We start from the raw sequence: 17,394 nt of genomic DNA, 5'->3' as shown, positions 1-17,394 counted from the left end.
CGGCGGGCTGAAGGGCGGCATCGGGACGGCCAGCACCGTGCTGGAGGGCGGGGCGGTCGTCGCCGCGCTGGCCGCGGTGAACGCGGCGGGCTCCGCGGTCGACCCGGCCACCGGTGCGCCGCTGGCCGCCCGGCTCGGGCACGACGGGGAGTTCCCGGAGGTCCCGGTCACCGCGGTCGGGCTCGACGCGCTGCGCGCCGCGGCCGCCGCGCCGCCGCGCCTGGCCACGGCCACCACCCTGGCCGTCGTCGCCACCGACGTGACGCTGGACAAGGCCGGCTGCGCCCGGCTGGCCGCGATGGGCCACGACGGGCTGGCCCGCTCGCTGTCGCCCGTGCACACCGCGCTGGACGGCGACATCGTCTTCGGGCTGTCGACCGCGGCGCGCCCGGCGCCGACCCTGCCGGAGCTGATCGCCCTGCAGGCCGCCGCGGCCGACGTCGTCGCCCGGGCCGTGGTGCACGCGCTGCTGGCGGCCACGACCACCACGACGAGGGCCGGGACGTTCCCGTGCTACCGGGAGCTGGCCGCCCGGTCCTGACGGTCGCCGGTCTCCTCGGCCAGCGAGGCCAGCGCCGCGGCGCTCGCCGAGCCCGGCGCGGCGTGGTGGAGCACCAGCAGTTGGCCGCCGGTGTCGCCGATGGGCAGCTTCTCCCGGCGCAGCTCCAGGTCCCCGAGCCGTGGGTGGCGCAGCCGGACCGGGCCGCCGGCCAGCGCGGCGACGTCGTGGCGCGCCCACAGCCGCCGGAACGGCTCGCTCGCCAGCGACAGCTCGCCGACCAGCCGGACGATCCGCGGGTCGTCGACGTCGGTGCCGATGGACGAGCGGAACGCGGCCACCATGCCGCCGATCGCGTGCTCCCAGTCGGGCAGCAGGTCGCGCTCGTCGGGGTCGAGGAAGACCGCGCGCAGCCGGTTGGTCCCCGGCCGCAGTCCCGGCCACAGCGCGGTCGCGAGCCGGTTGGCCGCCAGCACGTCGAACGTGCGGTCCTCGACGAACGCCGGCACGTTGAGCACGTCCAGCAGCTGGCGGATGCCGGCCGGCACGGCCGCGGGCCGCGGGGCGCGCCGCACCTCCGGCGCGGCCAGCCCCATCAGGTACCGGGTGGCCTCGGTGTCCAGCTGCAGCACCCGGGCCAGCGCCCGCAGCACCTGCGGCGACGGGTTGCGGTCGCGGCCCTGCTCGAGGCGCAGGTAGTAGTCGGCGCTGATGCCGGCCAGCGTGGCGACCTCCTCGCGGCGCAGCCCGGGGGTGCGCCGCACCCCGGCGACCCGCAGCCCCACGGAGGCCGGGTCCACCAGCTCCCGGCGCGCCCGCAGGTGGTCGCCCAGCGCGTTCGACCTGGTCACCGGGCCGATTCTAGGGACGCGGCGCCGGCCGTGCCTGGTCCCCGCGGTCCCAGGATGATCGGGACGCCCCCGCGGTGCCCGCGCGGGTACATCGTGGAGGAAGCTCCCCGGGACCGGGGAGCGGGAAGGAACGCGATGACATCCCCCGAGCTCCCCGGCGGCACCTACCGGGTCGGCGACCTCGACCTCACGCGCTTCGGCTACGGCGCCATGCAGCTGGCCGGGCCCGGCGTGTTCGGCCCCCCGAAGGACCGCGCCGCGGCCGTCGCCGTGCTCCGCGAGGTCGTCGAGCTGGGCATCACCCACATCGACACCTCGGACTACTACGGCCCGCACGTCACGAACGAGATCATCCGCGAGGCGCTCGCCCCCTACCCGGACGGCCTGCACATCGTCACCAAGGTCGGCGCCCGCCGCGACGACGAGGGCGGCTGGCCGCACGCGCGCTCGCCGCAGGAGCTGCGCGACCAGGTCCACGACAACCTGCGCCGCCTCGGCCTCGACGCCGTGGACGTGGTCAACCTGCGCATGGGCGGCTTCGACGCCCCCGAGCCCGGCTCGATCGCCCCGCAGGTGGAGGCGCTCGCCGAGCTGCAGCAGCAGGGCCTGGTCCGGCACATCGGGCTGAGCACCGTCACCGCGGAGCAGTTGGCCGAGGCCCGGACGATCGCCCCCATCGTCTGCGTGCAGAACCTCTACAACATCGCCCGCCGCCAGGACGACGCCCTGGTGGAGCTGACGGCGCAGCAGGGCATCGCGTTCGTGCCGTACTTCCCGCTCGGCGGGTTCTCCCCGCTGCAGTCCGACGCGCTGAACAAGGTGGCCGCCGAGCTGGGCGCCACGCCGATGTCGGTCGCGCTGGCCTGGCTGCTGCAGCGCTCGCCGAACATCCTGCTGATCCCGGGCACGTCGTCGGTGGCGCACCTGCGCGAGAACGTCGCGGGCGCCGGGCTGGAGCTGCCCGCCGACGCGGTCGCGGAGCTCGACGCGATCGGCGCCTGACCCGCCCCCGTCGAGAACGAACTTGTCGTGATCAACACGCCCTGTTGATCACGACAAGTTCGTTCTCGACGGTGTGGGCCGGGGGTCAGCCGCCGGCGAAGGGGGGCAGGACGTCCAGGACGGCGCCGTCGTGCAGCGCGGCCGACAGGTCCCGTGCGGCGACCTCGTCGAGCAGGTAGCTGCACCGGTCGAGCACCGTCGCCAGCGCGGCACCGTGCTCGGCGCGCAGCGCGTCGAGCAGGTCGGCGACCGTGGCGCCCGCCCCGACCTGCACCTTCTCCTCCTCGACGCCCGCAGCGGCCCGGGCGGCGGCGAAGTAGCGCACGACGACGGTCATGTCGGCCATCCTCGCTCAGCCCCCGATCGCGCTCATCGGACGGTCGGGCTGCAGGAAGCCCGGCTCGTCGATGCCGTGCCCGGCGAGCTTGCCCCACATCGCGGTGCGCCAGGTGTCGGCGATCTCGGCGTCGGTGGCGCCGCCGCGCAGCAGGGCGCGCAGGTCGGTCTCGGTGCGCGCGAACAGGCACGAGCGGACCTGGCCGTCGGCGGTGAGCCGGGTGCGGTCGCAGGCGCCGCAGAACGGGCGGGTGACCGAGGCGATCACGCCGACGACCGAGGGGCCGCCGTCGACCAGCCACCGCTCGGCGGGGGCGCCGCCGCGCTCGGTCGGGTCGGGGGTGAGCGTGAAGGCCGTGCGCAGCTTCTCCATGATCTCGCCGGCGGTGATCATCTCGGTGCGCTCCCAGCCGTGCTGGGCGTCGAGCGGCATCTGCTCGATGAATCGCAGTTCGTAGCCCTCGTCCACGGCGAAGCGCAGCAGGTCGACGGCCTCGTCGTCGTTCTGCCCGCGCAGCAGCACGCTGTTGATCTTGATGGGCTTCAGGCCGGCCGCGCGGGCGGCGGCCATGCCGGCGAGCACGTCGGAGAGCCGGTCGCGGCGGGTGATCGTGGCGAAGCGCTCGGGTCGCAGGGTGTCCATCGAGACGTTGAGCCGGTCGACCCCGGCCGCGGCCAGCGCCTCGGCCCGGCGGGCCAGCCCGATGCCGTTGGTGGTCAGCGAGATGTCCGGACGCGGCCGCAGGGCCGCCGACGCCGTGATCAGCTCCTCCAGGCCGCGGCGCAGCAGCGGCTCGCCACCGGTGAACCGCAGCTCCTCGATCCCGAGGTCGCGGACCGCGATGGTGATCAGCCGCAGCAGCTCCTCGTCGGCGAGCTGCTCCGACTTGGGCATCCACTCCAGGCCCTCGGCCGGCATGCAGTACGTGCAGCGCAGGTTGCAGCGGTCGGTCAGGGAGATGCGCAGGTCGGTGGCCACCCGGCCGAACGTGTCGATCAAGCGGGGGTCGGCGGGGCGGTTCGGGTCCGGCGGGGCGGTCCGGCGGACCGCGGGGAGGCCGAGCTCGGTTGCCGTCACGGCTCCAGCGTAACCGCGCTCGGCGATCTCCAGCGGTCCCGCGACCTGCCCGGACGAGCATCTCCGCATCCGCGGTGCCCGGCCGGCGGCGAACCCGCAAACGCGCACCCGCCGCCCCCCGTCGGCCGTCCTTCCGGTCAGGACGCTGCCGGGCCGGGAGAGGGGGTCAGCTGTGCCGGGCGAGTTCCTGGCGGGCGACGGTGCGCAGGTGCACCTCGTCGGGGCCGTCGGCCAGGCGCAGGGCGCGGGCCCAGACGTAGAAGTAGGCCAGCGGGGTGTCGTCGCTCATCCCGGCGCCACCGTGGATCTGCAGGGCCCGGTCGATCACGGCGCAGGCGATCCGCGGGACCACGACCTTGATCGCGGCGATCTCGGTGGCGGCGCCCTTCGCGCCGTACCTGTCGATCAGCCAGGCCGTCTTGAGCACCAGCAGCCGGGCCTGCTCGACCTCGATCCGCGACTGCGCGATCTGCTCGCGCACGACGCCCTGGTCGGCCAGCGGGCGGCCGAACGCGACGCGGCCCTGCGCCCGGCGCACCATCAGGTCGATGGCGCGCTCGGCCATCCCGATCAGGCGCATGCAGTGGTGGATGCGGCCGGGGCCGAGCCGGGCCTGGGCGATGGCGAAGCCGCCGCCCTCCTCGCCGAGCAGGTTGCTCGCCGGCACCCGGACGTCGTGGAAGGCGATCTCGGAGTGGCCGTGCTGGTCCTGGTAGCCGAACGTGGGCAGGTGCCGGACGATCTCCAGGCCGGGGGTGTCGCGGGGGACCAGCACCATCGACTGCTGGCGGTGCTTGGGCGCGTCCGGGTCGGTCTTGCCCATCACGATGAAGATCTTGCAGCGGGGGTCGGCGGTGCCCGAGATCCACCACTTCTTGCCGTTGATGACGTAGTCGTCGCCGTCGCGGCGGATCGAGGTCTGCACGTTGGTGGCGTCGGAGGAGGCGACGTCGGGCTCGGTCATCGCGAACGCCGAGCGGATCTCCCCGGCCAGCAGCGGCTCCAGCCACTCCTGCTTCTGCTCGGGGGTGCCGAACAGGTGCAGCGTCTCCATGTTGCCGGTGTCGGGGGCCTGGCAGTTGATCGCCTCGGGGGCGATCACCGGCGACCAGCCGGACACCTCGGCGACCGCGGCGTACTCCAGGTTCGACAGCCCGGAGACGGCCGGCAGGAACAGGTTCCACAGCCCGCGGGCGCGCGCCTCCGCCTTCAGCGTCTCCACGACCGGCGGCAGGTCCCACTCCTGGGCGGTGCCCCGGCGCTCGTTGCGGAAGGCGTCGTAACCGGCTTCGGCCGGAAGCACCTCCTCGTCGAGGAACGCGCGCATGCGCTTGGTGTAGTCGTCAGCTGCGGCGCTGGGTGCGAAATCCACGGTCGCAGCAAACCACACCATCGCCGCCGCCTGGCCGAACTCGCAGATGCGGACATAGGATCGCGATCGTGCCGCAGTTCAGGATCGCCGATGCCGCCCGCCTGCTCGGGGTCAGCGACGACACCGTCCGCCGCTGGATCGACGCCGGGACGCTGTCCGTGCGGGTCGACGGGTCGAACCGGAAGGTGGTCGACGGGGCCGAGCTGGCCGCGTTCGCGCGCAAGCAGGCCTCCGTGCCGCCGGACCCGTCGGGTGTGCAGAGCTCGGCGCGGAACCGGCTGGTCGGTCTGGTCACCGCGGTCGTGTCCGACCGGGTGATGGCGCAGGTGGAGATGCAGTGCGGGCCGCACCGGATCGTCTCGCTGATGTCGGCGGAGGCGGTCCGGGAGCTGGGGTTGGAGCCCGGCGTGCTGGCCGTGGCCGTGATCAAGTCGACCACGGTCGTGGTCGAGACTCCGGGCGGCACATCGTGATCGCCGGGGCGAAGAAGCTCGCCGTGCTCGTCGCCGCAGGTGCGGCGCTGGCGCTCGCCGGCTGCGGGTCGGGCGGGGAGGCGGGCGCACCGGCCGGTGCCGCGCCGGGCGCCGCCGCCCCCGAGGCCCGCGACCTGACGGTCTTCGCCGCCGCCTCGCTCACCGAGACCTTCACCGACCTGGGGAAGCAGTTCGAGGCCGTCCACCCCGGCGTCACCGTCAGGTTCAACTTCGGCGCCTCGTCGGACCTGGCCCAGCAGATCGTCAACGGCGCCCCGGCCGACGTGTTCGCCTCGGCCAGCGACGCCACCATGAAGACCGTCACAGACGCCGGCGCGAACGCCGCCGAGCCCACGGTCTTCGCCACGAACGCCCTGCGGATCGCCACCGCCCCGGGCAACCCGAAGGGCATCGCCACCTTCGCCGACCTCACCCGACCCGACCTGAAGGTGGTCGTCTGCGCGCCGCAGGTGCCCTGCGGCGCCACCGCCGAGAAGATCGAGAAAGCCACCGGCGTCACACTCACTCCGGTCAGTGAGGAACCCGACGTCAAGTCCGCGCTGGGCAAGGTGACCTCCGGCGACGCCGACGCCGGGCTCGTCTTCGTCACCGACGTCACCAGCGCGGGCGACGACGTGCAGGGCGTCCCCTTCCCGGAGGCCGAGCGGGCCGTCACCACCTACCCGATCACCGTGCTCGCCGACGCCCCGCAGCCCGACCTGGCCGCGGAGTTCCAGCAGCTGGTGACCGGTGAGCGGGGCCGCATGGCGCTGGAGGCCGTGGGCTTCGGGACCCCGTGACCACCGCGGGGACGAAGGGTCGTGCGCGCCGCAGCGGCCCGGCGCGCACGAGCCAGGCGGTGGCGCTGCCCGGGCTGCTCTGGGTGCCGGCCGCCGTCGCGTTCGCGCTGATCGCGCTGCCCGTACTCGGGCTGGCCCTGCGCGCCGACTGGCCGCGGCTGCCGGCGCTGCTGTTCAGCGGGCCGGCGCTGGCCGCGCTGCGGCTGTCGCTGGTCACCGCGGCCATCTCCACGGCGCTGTGCGTCGTGCTGGGCGGGCCGCTCGCGGTCGTGCTGGCCCGCGGCCGGCTGCCCGGGATGCGGCTGCTGCGCTCGATCGTGCTGCTGCCGCTGGTGCTCCCGCCGGTCGTCGGCGGGCTGGCGCTGCTGTTCCTGCTGGGGCGACGGGGTCTGCTCGGCGCCCGGCTCGACCTGTGGTTCGGCATCACCGTCCCGTTCAGCACGGCCGCCGTCGTGCTCGCCCAGACCTTCGTGGCGCTGCCGTTCCTGGTGGTCAGCGTGGAGGGGGCGCTGCGCACCGCGGGCCAGCGCTACGAGGCCGTCGCCGCGACCCTCGGGGCCGCACCCGGCTACGCGTTCTTCCGGGTGACCGTGCCGCTGGTGCTGCCGGGGCTGCTGTCCGGGGCGGTCCTCGGGTTCGCCCGGTGCCTGGGCGAGTTCGGTGCGACGATCGCGTTCGCCGGGAGCCTGGAGGGCACCACCCGGACCCTGCCGCTGCTGGTCTACCTGGAGCGGGAGACCGACGTCGACGCGGCGGTGGCGCTGTCGCTGCTGCTGGTCGTGGTGGCGGTGGTCGTGATCGCGGTGGCCCGGCCGCGGTCGGGGGAGGGACTGGGATGACCGCGGGCGTGGACGCGCGGGTGCTGGTCCGCCGGCCGTCGTTCGAGCTGGACGTCCGGCTGCGCGTCGAGCCCGGCGAGGTGCTCGCCGTGCTCGGCCCCAACGGGGCGGGCAAGTCCACGCTGCTGTCCGTGCTGGCCGGCCTGCTGCGCCCCACGGAGCCCGACTCCTACGTACGCCTGGGCGACCGCACCGTCACCGCCGCCGACGTGCACGTGCCGCCGCACCGCCGCGGCGTCGGCCTGCTCGCCCAGCAGGCCCTGCTGTTCCCGCACCTGAGCGCGCTGGCCAACGTGGCGTTCGGGCCGCGCTCGCAGGGCAGACCAAGGCGGGTCGCCGAGGCCACCGCGCGCGAGCTGCTCGCCGCCGTCGACGCCGCGGAGCTCGCCGACCGGCGGCCCGCGCAGCTGTCCGGCGGGCAGCAGCAGCGGGTGGCGCTGGCCCGCGCGCTCGCCGCCGGACCCGGCCTGCTGCTGCTCGACGAACCGCTGGCCGCGCTCGACGTCGACGCCGCCCCGGCCATGCGCTCGCTGCTGCGGCGGATGATCCGCGGCAGCGGGCAGACCGCGGTGCTGGTCACGCACTCCGCGCTGGACGCCGTCGTGCTGTCCGACCGGGTCGTCGTGCTGACCGACGGCCGGATCGTCGAGCAGGGGCCCACCCGCGAGGTCGTGGCCCACCCCCGCAGCCCCTTCACGGCCCGGATCGCCGGCCTCGACCTGGTGCCCGGCACCGCCCGCCCCGGCGGCCTGCGCACCGCCGACGGCCAGGTCGTCGCCGGGCAGGGCGCCGCGCTGACCGAGGGCGAGCCCGCGGTCGCGGTGTTCCCGCCGTCCGCGGTCGCCGTCTACGCCGAACCGCCGAAGGGCAGCCCGCGCAACGTGCTGGCCGTGCGGTTGGCCGCGGTCGAACCGCACGGCGACCTCGTCCGGCTGCGCGCCGCCGCCCGCCCCGGCGGACCGTCCTGGGTGGACGGTCTGGCCGCCGACGTCACCCCGGCCGCGGTGGCCGACCTCGCCATCGAACCCGGCGCCGACCTGTGGTTCGTCGTGAAGGCGACCGAGGTCGGGGTGCACGCCGCGACCACCGGCGTACCCGCCGCGCGGGACCGGCCAAGCGCCCCCATCGTGTCGTTGTCGAGATCGCCGACGCCTCCGTAGCTTGCTCCCCGTGCGCCGCATGCCCCCGCTCGCCGTCGCCCTGGTCGCCCTGGTCGTGGCGGCCGGGAGCGCGGCGGCGTGCGCCCCACCGCCCGGCGCCCCCGCCGGCTACGTCGTGCGCACCGCCACCGCCGGGCTCGCCGCGACGGCGGCCGCCGCGGTCGGGGCGCAGCCGCGGGAGGTGTTCGACGCGGCCCTGTCCGGCTTCGCCGCCGACCTCACCGCCGGGCAGGTGCGCCGCCTGCTGGCGACCGACGGCGTGCTCGCCGTGGAACCCGACGAGGTGCGCCCCGTCCTCGCCGAGACCGACAACGCACCCGGCGCCCCCGTCCCGCCCGCCGCCCCGGACCGCTGGGGGCTGGACCGCATCGACCAGCGCCTGCTCCCGCTCGACGGCGCCTACCGCACCGGCGTCGACGGCTCCGGCGTCACCATCTACGTCCTCGACACCGGCGTCGACGTCGCCCACCCCGGGTTCGAGGGCCGGGCCACGACCGGCGTCAACGTCGTCGACGGCGTCGGCGGCGACTGCGACGGCCACGGCACGATCGTCGCCGGCATCGCCGCCTCCCGCGACCACGGCGTCGCCCCCGGCGCCCGCATCGAGTCGGTCAAGGTCCTCGACTGCGCCGGAGCCGGCACCCTGTCCTCGCTGCTCGGCGGCATCGACTGGGTGGCCCGCGACCTGCACGGCCCGGCGGTGGCCGTGATGTCGTGGAGCTTCGGCCGGTCCGACGCGCTCGACGCCGCCGTCCGCGGCCTGATCGACCGCGGCGTCCTGGTGACCGCGTCCGCCGGCAACACCGGCACCGACGACTGCGCCATGGCCCCCCGCTCGATCCCGGACGTCCTGGTGGTGGCGAACTCGACCGTCGACGACCGGCGCGAGCGCACGTCGTCGACCGGCCCGTGCGTCGACCTGTACGCCCCCGGCACCTCGATCACCTCCACCGCGGCCGGCGGCGGCACCGCCAGCTGGACCGGCACCTCGATGGCCGCGCCGCACGCGGCCGGGGTGGCCGCGCTCTACAAGCAGGCCTTCGGCGACGCGCCGAGCGCGGTGGTGGCCCGGTGGATCGTGGCCACCGCGACGCCCGACGTCGTCGTCGGCGCGTCGGGACCGGCGAACCGGCTGCTGTTCACCGGCGGCCTCTGAGCCCCGCCCCGAAGGGTGGTCAGGAGGGGGTGAGGCGGTCGAAGCCCGTGTAGGGGACGAGTGCCTCCGGGATCACCACCGAGCCGTCGGCCTGCTGCCCCTGCTCCAGCAGCGCGACCAGCGTGCGCCCGACCGGCAGCCCCGAGCTGTTCAGGGTGCCGGCGAAGCCGCGGGTGCCGTCCTTGGCCTTGGTGCGGATGCCGGCGCGGCGGGCCTGGAAGGTGCCGAAGTCCGAGGCCGAGGCGATCTCGCGGTACTTCTGCTGGCCGGGCAGCCACACCTCGAGGTCGTAGGTGAGCTGGGCGGAGAAGCCGAGGTCGCCGGCGGCGAGCTTGACGACCCGGTAGGCCAGGCCGAGGCCCTGCAGGACGGCCTCGGCGTGCCCGACGAGGACCTCCAGCTCGTCGCGGGTGGTCGAGGCCTCGACCACGCGGACCAGCTCGACCTTCGAGAACTCGTGCATGCGGATGAGGCCGCGGGTGTCCTTGCCGTACGAGCCGGCTTCCGACCGGAAGCAGGGTGTGTGGGCGGTGTAGGCGAGGGGGAGGCTCTCGGTGGGGAGGGTCTCCTGGGCGTGCAGGTTGGTGAGCGGGACCTCGGCGGTGGGGATGAGGAACAGCTCGCGCTCGTCCACCCCGGTCTTGAACAGGTCCTGCTCGAACTTCGGCAGCTGCCCGGTTCCGGTCATCGTGGTGCGGTTGACCAGGGTGGGCACCGAGTACTCGGTGTAGCCGTGGCGCTCGGTGGCCAGGTCGAGGAAGTAGCGGACGAGGGCGCGCTCCAGCGCCGCCCCGCGCCCGCGCAGCACCGCGAACCGCGGACCGGCCAGCTTGGTGGCCCGGGGCAGGTCGAGGATGCCGAGGCGGTCGCCGAGGTCGACGTGGTCGAGCGGGGCGAAGTCGAACGCGGCCGGCTCGCCCCAGGTGCGCACGAGCTCGGCGTCCTCGTCGCTGGCGCCGTCGGGCGCCTCGTCGAGGGGCACGTTGGGGATGCCGAGCAGCAGTTCGGTGAGCTCGGCGTCGAGCGCCTTGTACTCCTGCTCCGCCGCGCCGACCACGGCCTTGAGCTCGCGGGCGCGGGTGACCAGCTCGGCGCGCTCGTCCGGGTCGGCGCCCTTGACGGCCGTCGCGACCCGCTTGGCCTCGGACCGGGCCTCGTCGCCCCGCTGGATCGCCGCGTTGCGCCCGCTGAGCAGCTTCTCCAGGGAGGTGAGGTCCAGGGAGTGGCCGCGCCGGGCCAGCTTGCGGACGGCGTCGGTGGCGGGATCGAGCAGGACACGGGGATCGTGCATCGCCCCAGGGTATCGGCGTGGCTCCAGCGGGTTTCCGCCGACGCCTGTCCATCAGGAGGTGGCGGTCCGGCGGGCGGTGGTCGCAGGATGTGGCGGGAAGCACAGACGATCACGAGAGCGATCACGAGAGGCCCGACGCCGTGTCCCCTTCCGCCCCTGCCGTTCCCTCCTACGCCTCCGGGGTGTCGGACGTCCCGCTGCTCGGCGACACCATCGGCGACAACTTCGACCGCACGGTCGCCGAGCGCCCGGACGGCGAGGCGATGGTCGAGGTGGCCACCGGCCGCAGGTGGACCTACCGGCAGCTGCGCGACGACGTCGACGCGGTGGCCCTCGGGCTCGTGGCGGCCGGCGTGCGGAAGGGCGACCGGGTCGGCATCTGGGCGCCCAACCAGGCCGAGTGGACGCTGACCCAGTACGCCACCGCCAAGATCGGCGCGATCCTGGTCAACATCAACCCGGCGTACCGGACCCACGAGCTGGAGTACGTGCTCAACCAGGCCGGCATCTCGGTCCTGGTGGCCGCGCCGTCGTTCAAGACGTCGGACTACGCGGCGATGATCGAGCAGGTCCGGCCGAACTGCGCGGCCCTGCGCCAGGTCGTGCTCATCGGCACCGCGGAGTGGGACGCCCTGGTCGAGTCGGGCCGCGGGGGCGACGCCGCGGAGCTGGCCCGGCGCCAGGGCGAGCTGAGCCCGGACGACCCGATCAACATCCAGTACACGTCGGGCACCACCGGCTTCCCCAAGGGCGCCACCCTCAGCCACCACAACATCCTGAACAACGGCTACTTCGTCGGCCGGGGCTGCGGGTACTCCCCCGAGGACAGGGTGTGCATCCCGGTGCCCTTCTACCACTGCTTCGGCATGGTCATGGGCAACCTGGCGTGCACCTCGCACGGGGCCACCATGGTCATCCCGGCGCCGGGCTTCGACCCGAAGGCGACGCTGGCCGCGGTGGCCGCGGAGCGCTGCACGTCGCTGTACGGGGTGCCGACGATGTTCATCGCCGAGCTCAACGACCCCGACTTCGACTCCTACGACCTGTCCACCCTGCGCACCGGGATCATGGCCGGCTCGCCGTGCCCGGTGGAGGTGATGAAGCAGGTGGTCGACCGGATGGGCATGACCGAGGTGACCATCTGCTACGGCATGACCGAGACGTCCCCGGTCTCCACCCAGACCGGCGCCGACGACGAGCTGGAGCGGCGGGTGTCGACGGTCGGCCGGGTGCACCCGCACGTCGAGTCCAAGATCGTCGACCCGGAGACCGGGCTGACGCTGCCCCGCGGGGAGCCGGGCGAGCTGTGCACCCGCGGCTACTCGGTGATGCTGGGCTACTGGGACGAGCCGGAGAAGACCGCCGAGGCGATCGACCGGGCCCGCTGGATGCACACCGGCGACCTCGGCGTCATGGACGCCGACGGCTACATCAACATCACCGGCCGGATCAAGGACATGGTCATCCGGGGTGGCGAGAACGTGTACCCGCGCGAGATCGAGGAGTTCCTCTACACCCACCCCGACATCCTCGACGCCCAGGTCATCGGGGTTCCCGACGTCAAGTACGGCGAGGAGCTGTGCGCCTGGGTGACCCTGCGCCCGGGTGCCGAGGAACTCACCGCGGAGAAGGTGCGCGAGTTCGCCACCGGCAAGCTCGCGCACTACAAGATCCCGCGCTACGTGCTGGTCGTCGACGAGTTCCCGATGACGGTGACCGGGAAGGTGCGCAAGGTCGAGATGCGGGAGAAGAGCGTCGACCTGCTCGACCTGCACGAGGCGGCGAAGGTCCGCAACGCCTGAGGGCGCGCCGCAACGGCGGCGTCCCGATGGTCCGGTTAGACGGCTGCGCGGGGGCGGGCGATCGGTCTACGCTTGCCCGACGCGTCCCGGTGCAGCTCGACGGGCAGGTGTGACGGCCCGAGGCATCAGGACGCGTTCGTCGTGCGGTCCATGGACGGCTCGCGTGGCGCGGGTTCGAGCGAGGAACGGGTGAGCAGGGTGCCGACCGGCAGGGTCAAGTGGTACGACGCCGAAAAGGGCTTCGGGTTCCTCGCCCAGGACGGGGGCCAGGACGTCTACGTCCGCAAGGCCGCGCTGCCGCCCGGCGTGCCCGGGCTGAAGCCGGGTCAGCGGGTGGAGTTCGGGATGGCCGAGGGCAGGCGCGGGCCGCAGGCGCTGTCCGTGCGCCTGGTGGATGCGCCGCCGTCGGTGGTGGAGGCCACCCGGCGACCCGCGGAGGACCTGCACAGCCTGATCGAGGACATGATCCGGCTGCTGGAGACCAAGGTGCAGCCCGATCTGCGCCGCGGCCGCTACCCGGAGCGCAAGACCGCGAAGCTGGCCGCCGAGGTCGTCCGCGCGGTCGCCCGCGACCTGGACGGCTGAGCCGGCCTCAGGCGCCGGTGCGGACCACCCAGCTGGCCCGGATCGGGAACTGGATCTCCTGGGTGTCCGGGTCCATCTGCGGGGCCGGGCCGAACTGCTGCACCTGCGCCTCCAGCAGTTGGGCGGCGGGCGTGGGCAGTTCGAGGGTGTAGTCGGGGCTGGAGCCGGGCGGGAACAGCCTGCTGCGCTCGTCGACCTGCTGGCCGGCGTCGTCGCGGTAGCTGAAGACGACGTGCCAGGGCGCCTCGGCGACCTCGTCGGGCACGGTGATCCGCAGCGCCGTGCCGACCGGCACGGCGAGCTCGACGGGGGTGCCGGGGTCGGCGCACTCGCTCAGGTCGATCTCGCAGAACTGGGTCGGCCCGGCGGCGACGCTGGCCGTGCCGGCGGCGAAGGTGACCTGCGGCGGCTGCGCCGAGCACGCCGTGGCCAGCAGGCCGACCGCGAGCGCGGCGGTGAGGGCGGCGGTCCGGCGGAGCACGGCGCCCAGGGTAGGCCGCCCGCTCAGGCCGGCGCCGCGGTGGGCTTGCGCCGCCGCGGCAGCATCGACCTGCGCTTGGTCACCAGCACCGTCTGCACCCCGGCGACCGCCACCAGCACGGCGACCACGGTGAAGCCGAGCCAGTAGGTGTCGTGCGGCAGCAGCACGCCGACGACGCCGCCGAACACCCAGGCCAGCTGCAGGACCGTCTCCGAGCGGCCGAACGCCGAGGCCCGCGACTCCTCGGGCAGGTCGCGCTGGACGACCGCGTCGAGGCAGACCTTGGCCAGCGCGCTGGCCGTGGCCGCGACCAGCCCGACGACGGCCGCGGTGGCGATCCCGGGGACGACCGCGGCCAGCGTCGCGACCGCGACGCACGCCCCGATGCAGGACAGGATGACCCCGTCGGCGCGGGCGAAGCGGGCGCGCGCCCCCGCCGCGTTGCCGACGAACGAGCCGATTCCGGCCGCGGCGCCGACGATGCCGATCAGGAACAGCTGCTGGGAGGCGTCCGGGGCGGGCAGCCCGGCGGCGGCCGCCTCGGCCTCGCCGGCCCCCTTGACCACGAACGCGACGAACAGCGTCAGGAAGCCGGTGAGGATGCGGATGGAGCCGTTGCCCCACAGCGACACGGCCACGGCGTGGCTCATCATCGGCCGGCGCTGCTTGCGGGTGGTGCTGCGCAGCGCGGCGGGCACCTCGCCCTCGGTCGACTCGACCCAGCGCGGTATCCGCAGGCAGAGCCACGTGCCGGCGATCGAGAGCAGGCCGGTGAAGACGAGCGCGCCGGGGGAGTCGGCGAGGAACGCCACCCCGGCCGCGAGGCCGCCGCCCACCGCGCCCGCGGCCAGCCCGAACGCGTTGAGCCGCGAGTTGGTGATGGTCAGCGTGATCTCCGAGGGCAGCACCCGCGGCGTGACCGCGGCCTTGAGCACCACGAACGACTTGCTGAGCACGAGCATGCCCAGCGCGCACGGGTAGAGCAGCCAGGAGTCGTAGTTGAACGCCAGCACCAGCGCCAGCACCGCCCGGCCGGCGAACGACACGGCCAGCGCCGCGCGCCGGCCGCGCTGGATGCGGTCGAGCATCGGGCCGATCACCGGCGCGACCAGGGCGAACGGGGCCACGGTGATGGCCAGGTAGAGCGCGACGTTGGTCTTCGACTCGGCGGTGGCCGCGGCGAAGAACAGGGTGTTGGCCAGCGCGACGGCCACGGCGGCGTCCACCGCGTAGGTCATCATCGTGGCGTAGGTGAGCGCGGTGAGCCCGGAGCGGTCGGCGCCGTCGGCGGTGGCCGCCCGGCGGAACGCGGCGATGCCCTTGCCGGTCAGCTCGCGCCCGCGCAGCGCGGCGACCCGGGTGACGGTGAGCTTGCGGGGCATCCGCGTCGGCGCGTCGACGGGCGGCGCCGACTCGGCCCGCACGGCCTCGTGGGGCTCCCGGGCGGGCGGCGGGGCCGGTCGGGAGGCGGGCGGTGGGGCGGCCCGGGCCACCGGGGTGGGTGGCACCCACTTGGTGGCGGCCGGCGGGCGCCTGCGGTGCGCGGCCGGGTCGTAGTCCGGGTCGTCCTGCCAGGGGTAGCGCCGGCGCGGCTGGTACGGGTCCGGGGCGGGCGGCTGCGCGTTCCGCGGCGGGTCCGGATGCGGTGGCCGGTGGTGCGGCTGGTCCGACGCCGCTGCCGCGTCCTCGTCGCGGCGGCCGCCGCGGCGGCCGCGGTCGCGCCAGGAGGACTCGGATCGGGCCACGCCCCCATTCTGGCCCATCGCGGGGCGTGGCGGAGCCCGTCCCGACCGACCCGGACGGGCCGCGGTCTCACCCGGGCGGGTCGAGCCGGACGCGGAACGCCGCCGGCCACAGCTTGCCGGTCAGCAGGAACTCGTCGCCGTCGACGTGGGCGATGCCGTTGAGCACGTCGGCTCCGCCCGCGCGGTCGGCCGGGAGCAGGCCGGAGGCGTCCACGACGGCGTCGACGACGCCGTCGGCCGGATCGATCCGCACGATCTCGTCGCTCTGCCAGATGTTGGCCCACACCCGCCCGTCGACGCACTCCAGCTCGTTGATCTCCTCGACCGGGCTGCCGTCGCGGGTCACGGTGACCGAGCCCGTCTCGGCGAACGTCGCGGGGTCGTGGAAGCGCAGCCGGTCGGTGCCGTCGCTGCGGACGAGGCGGTCGCCGTCGCGGCACAGGCCCCAGCCCTCGCCGTCGACCGGGACCCGGCGCAGCTCGGTGAACGTCGCCTTGTCCCACTCGATGGCGAGGCCGTCCTGCCAGGTCAGCTGCCAGATGCGGTCGTCGACGACGGTGATGCCCTCGCCGAACACGGAGTCCGGCGCCGGGACCGAGCGGCGGACCGCGCCGGTCGCCGGGTCGAGCTCGCGCAGCTGCGATTCGCCGACCAGCCCGGTGCCCTCGTACAGCGAGTCGCCGTCGATCTCGAAGCCCTGGGTGAAGGCGGTGGTGTCGTGCGGGACCTCGGCCAGCACCTCGGGGCGCAGCACCGGGACCGCCGCCCCGGCCGGCGCCGACGCGCACCCGCCGAGCAGCGCGGCGACGGCGACGACCGGCCCCGCGACCCGGAAGAGTGCGCGGCGGAGGGGCATGGCGGGGAGGATGGCACAATCGCCCGGGTGAGCGCCCCGCCAGTCGTGCACCCGCCCCAGCGGCTCGTCGACGCGGTGGCCCTGGCCAGGGCAGCCGCCGAGGAGGAGGCCGCGGCCGACCTCGGAGCGGCCGCCGCGGCGGCCGCCGTCGGCGCGCACCTCGACGCCTTCGCCGAGGAGGCGGGCGAGCCCGGCGCCGAGTTCGAGGGCGTCGTCACCCACCAGTTCGCCGCCGAGCGCGGCGGCTACCGGGGCTGGCGCTGGTCGGTCACCCTGGCCGCCTGCGCCGACGGGCCGATCACCGTCTGCGAGGTCGTGCTGCAGCCCGGCCCCGACGCCCTGGTCGCCCCGGCCTGGGTGCCGTGGGAGGAGCGGGTCCGGCCCGGCGACCTCGGTGTCGGCGACCTGCTGCCCACCGCCCCCGACGACGACCGCCTCGTGCCCGGCTACCTCGCCTCCGACGACCCCGCCGTCGAGGAGGTCGCGATGGAGGTCGGCCTGGGCCGCGTCCGCGTGCTGTCCCGAGCGGGCCGCGAGGACACCGCCCAGCGCTGGTCCGACGGCGCGCACGGGCCGGGGGCCGACATGGCCCGCTCGGCCCCGGGCCGCTGCGGCACCTGCGGGTTCTTCCTGCCGCTGGCCGGGTCGCTGCGCGGCTCGTTCGGCGCCTGCGGCAACCGCTACTCCCCGGCCGACGGGGCCGTCGTCGCGGTCGGCTACGGCTGCGGCGCGCACTCCGACGTCGTCGCCGAGGCCCCCTCGCCGGTCCTGGTCGGCGAGCTCGTCTACGACGACGGGGTCGACCTGGAGCCGGCCGGCCGGCCGTAGTGGGCGACCCGTTCGGGACCACCGCCCTGCGGGCCGCGGTCCTCGACTCCTGGGCGGCCTCGCCGACCCGCTTCCGCGAGGACGCCAACGCCGAGGAGGACCTGCGCCTGGGCGGGTACGCCGACGCGTGGCTCGTCGAGCTGGCGCAGAACGCGGCCGACGCGGCCCGCGCCGCGGGCGTCCCCGGCCGGCTCGCGGCCGCCGTCGTCGCCGGGCCGGGCGGCCCGGAGCTGCGCGTCG

19 protein-coding genes are annotated in these 17,394 nt (G+C 75.1%); 11 read left to right on the top strand and 8 right to left on the bottom strand.

The window, feature by feature from the left end:
• Nucleotides 1-541 (top strand): P1 family peptidase (locus KIK08_RS29725; RefSeq protein ID WP_214406609.1); only part of this gene is annotated, 541 nt, incomplete at its 5' end.
• Here the strand turns inward: KIK08_RS29725 and KIK08_RS29720 are convergent.
• Nucleotides 514-1,350: a helix-turn-helix domain-containing protein gene (locus KIK08_RS29720; RefSeq protein ID WP_214406608.1), complete on the bottom strand. Its 837-nt coding sequence runs from the start codon at nt 1,348-1,350 to the stop codon at nt 514-516. The genes KIK08_RS29725 and KIK08_RS29720 overlap by 28 nt on opposite strands.
• Nucleotides 1,351-1,485: 135 nt before the next feature.
• On the opposite strand from KIK08_RS29720, the gene KIK08_RS29715 reads away from it, so the two are divergent.
• A complete protein-coding gene (locus KIK08_RS29715; RefSeq protein ID WP_214406607.1) occupies nt 1,486-2,352 on the top strand; it encodes an aldo/keto reductase family oxidoreductase in 867 nt (288 codons plus the stop codon).
• 85 nt (nt 2,353-2,437) lie between these two features.
• Here the strand turns inward: KIK08_RS29715 and KIK08_RS29710 are convergent, their stop codons facing one another.
• The 3 genes from KIK08_RS29710 to KIK08_RS29700 all read right to left on the bottom strand — a co-directional run bounded on the left by KIK08_RS29710 (nt 2,438) and on the right by KIK08_RS29700 (nt 5,138).
• Nucleotides 2,438-2,689, bottom strand: coding sequence for a MoaD/ThiS family protein (locus KIK08_RS29710; protein WP_214406606.1), 252 nt, complete (start codon nt 2,687-2,689; stop codon nt 2,438-2,440).
• A gap of 15 nt (nt 2,690-2,704) precedes the next feature.
• Complete coding sequence (gene moaA, locus KIK08_RS29705; protein WP_308257979.1) at nt 2,705-3,766, bottom strand: GTP 3',8-cyclase MoaA; 1,062 nt, start codon at nt 3,764-3,766, stop codon at nt 2,705-2,707.
• A gap of 166 nt (nt 3,767-3,932) precedes the next feature.
• On the bottom strand, nt 3,933-5,138 hold the full coding sequence (locus tag KIK08_RS29700; protein WP_214406604.1) for an acyl-CoA dehydrogenase family protein: 1,206 nt from the start codon (nt 5,136-5,138) through the stop codon (nt 3,933-3,935).
• 68 nt (nt 5,139-5,206) lie between these two features.
• On the opposite strand from KIK08_RS29700, the gene KIK08_RS29695 reads away from it, so the two are divergent.
• The 5 genes from KIK08_RS29695 to KIK08_RS29675 all read left to right on the top strand — a co-directional run bounded on the left by KIK08_RS29695 (nt 5,207) and on the right by KIK08_RS29675 (nt 9,566).
• On the top strand, nt 5,207-5,611 hold the full coding sequence (locus tag KIK08_RS29695; RefSeq protein WP_214406603.1) for a TOBE domain-containing protein: 405 nt from the start codon (nt 5,207-5,209) through the stop codon (nt 5,609-5,611).
• Nucleotides 5,608-6,411: a molybdate ABC transporter substrate-binding protein gene (gene modA, locus KIK08_RS29690; RefSeq protein ID WP_308257978.1), complete on the top strand. Its 804-nt coding sequence runs from the start codon at nt 5,608-5,610 to the stop codon at nt 6,409-6,411. Before KIK08_RS29695 ends, modA begins: the two co-directional genes overlap by 4 nt.
• A 65-nt stretch (nt 6,412-6,476) precedes the next feature.
• Complete coding sequence (locus KIK08_RS29685; RefSeq protein ID WP_214406613.1) at nt 6,477-7,250, top strand: ABC transporter permease; 774 nt, start codon at nt 6,477-6,479, stop codon at nt 7,248-7,250.
• Nucleotides 7,247-8,410, top strand: a complete 1,164-nt coding sequence (locus KIK08_RS29680; protein ID WP_214406602.1) for a sulfate/molybdate ABC transporter ATP-binding protein — start codon at nt 7,247-7,249, stop codon at nt 8,408-8,410. The genes KIK08_RS29685 and KIK08_RS29680 overlap by 4 nt, the downstream gene beginning before the upstream one ends.
• Before the next feature lie 19 nt (nt 8,411-8,429).
• Nucleotides 8,430-9,566 (top strand): S8 family peptidase, encoded by a 1,137-nt coding sequence (locus tag KIK08_RS29675; protein ID WP_214406612.1) that lies wholly within the window; start codon nt 8,430-8,432, stop codon nt 9,564-9,566.
• A gap of 19 nt (nt 9,567-9,585) precedes the next feature.
• Here KIK08_RS29675 and serS read toward each other — a convergent pair whose 3' ends face one another.
• Nucleotides 9,586-10,857 carry a serine--tRNA ligase gene (gene serS, locus KIK08_RS29670; RefSeq protein ID WP_214406601.1) on the bottom strand — a complete coding sequence of 424 codons (1,272 nt, stop codon included), beginning with the start codon at nt 10,855-10,857 and terminating at the stop codon, nt 9,586-9,588.
• Between the two features lie 182 nt (nt 10,858-11,039).
• Here serS and KIK08_RS29665 point away from each other — a divergent pair, with 182 nt between their 5' ends.
• Both KIK08_RS29665 and KIK08_RS29660 read left to right on the top strand, forming a co-directional pair.
• On the top strand, nt 11,040-12,659 hold the full coding sequence (locus KIK08_RS29665; RefSeq protein ID WP_308257977.1) for an AMP-binding protein: 1,620 nt from the start codon (nt 11,040-11,042) through the stop codon (nt 12,657-12,659).
• A 198-nt stretch (nt 12,660-12,857) separates the two neighbouring features.
• The gene (locus KIK08_RS29660) at nt 12,858-13,244 is read left to right on the top strand and encodes a cold-shock protein (protein WP_214406611.1); all 387 of its coding nucleotides are present in this window, start codon (nt 12,858-12,860) and stop codon (nt 13,242-13,244) included.
• Nucleotides 13,245-13,251: 7 nt separating this feature from the next.
• Here the strand turns inward: KIK08_RS29660 and KIK08_RS29655 are convergent, their stop codons facing one another.
• The 3 genes from KIK08_RS29655 to KIK08_RS29645 all read right to left on the bottom strand — a co-directional run bounded on the left by KIK08_RS29655 (nt 13,252) and on the right by KIK08_RS29645 (nt 16,326).
• The gene (locus KIK08_RS29655) at nt 13,252-13,725 is read right to left on the bottom strand and encodes a DUF2771 family protein (RefSeq protein ID WP_214406599.1); all 474 of its coding nucleotides are present in this window, start codon (nt 13,723-13,725) and stop codon (nt 13,252-13,254) included.
• Between the two features lie 23 nt (nt 13,726-13,748).
• The gene (locus KIK08_RS29650) at nt 13,749-15,470 is read right to left on the bottom strand and encodes an MFS transporter (protein WP_308257976.1); all 1,722 of its coding nucleotides are present in this window, start codon (nt 15,468-15,470) and stop codon (nt 13,749-13,751) included.
• 67 nt (nt 15,471-15,537) lie between these two features.
• Entirely contained in the window at nt 15,538-16,326 is a 789-nt protein-coding gene (locus KIK08_RS29645; RefSeq protein WP_214406597.1) for a glutaminyl-peptide cyclotransferase, read from the bottom strand.
• A 27-nt stretch (nt 16,327-16,353) separates the two neighbouring features.
• On the opposite strand from KIK08_RS29645, the gene KIK08_RS29640 reads away from it, so the two are divergent.
• Nucleotides 16,354-17,154 carry a DUF3027 domain-containing protein gene (locus KIK08_RS29640; protein ID WP_308257975.1) on the top strand — a complete coding sequence of 267 codons (801 nt, stop codon included), beginning with the start codon at nt 16,354-16,356 and terminating at the stop codon, nt 17,152-17,154.
• On the top strand, nt 17,154-17,394 hold a 241-nt coding region (locus KIK08_RS29635), incomplete at its 3' end, for a hypothetical protein (RefSeq protein WP_214406596.1). The genes KIK08_RS29640 and KIK08_RS29635, both read left to right, overlap by 1 nt.

This window comes from Pseudonocardia lacus, assembly GCF_018531445.1.
Classification (GTDB): domain Bacteria; phylum Actinomycetota; class Actinomycetes; order Mycobacteriales; family Pseudonocardiaceae; genus Pseudonocardia; species Pseudonocardia lacus.
This window is presented reverse-complemented; position numbering and strand designations above follow the sequence as displayed.

Excerpts from the sequence above, each read along its gene's own strand:
- KIK08_RS29715 (WP_214406607.1), top strand. The coding sequence starts at position 1,486 with ATGACATCCCCCGAGCTCCCCGGCGGCACCTACCGGGTCGGCGACCTC.
- KIK08_RS29710 (WP_214406606.1), bottom strand. The coding sequence starts at position 2,689 with ATGACCGTCGTCGTGCGCTACTTCGCCGCCGCCCGGGCCGCTGCGGGC.
- KIK08_RS29680 (WP_214406602.1), top strand. The coding sequence starts at position 7,247 with ATGACCGCGGGCGTGGACGCGCGGGTGCTGGTCCGCCGGCCGTCGTTC.
- KIK08_RS29675 (WP_214406612.1), top strand. The coding sequence starts at position 8,430 with ATGCCCCCGCTCGCCGTCGCCCTGGTCGCCCTGGTCGTGGCGGCCGGG.
- serS (WP_214406601.1), bottom strand. The coding sequence starts at position 10,857 with ATGCACGATCCCCGTGTCCTGCTCGATCCCGCCACCGACGCCGTCCGC.
- KIK08_RS29645 (WP_214406597.1), bottom strand. The coding sequence starts at position 16,326 with ATGCCCCTCCGCCGCGCACTCTTCCGGGTCGCGGGGCCGGTCGTCGCC.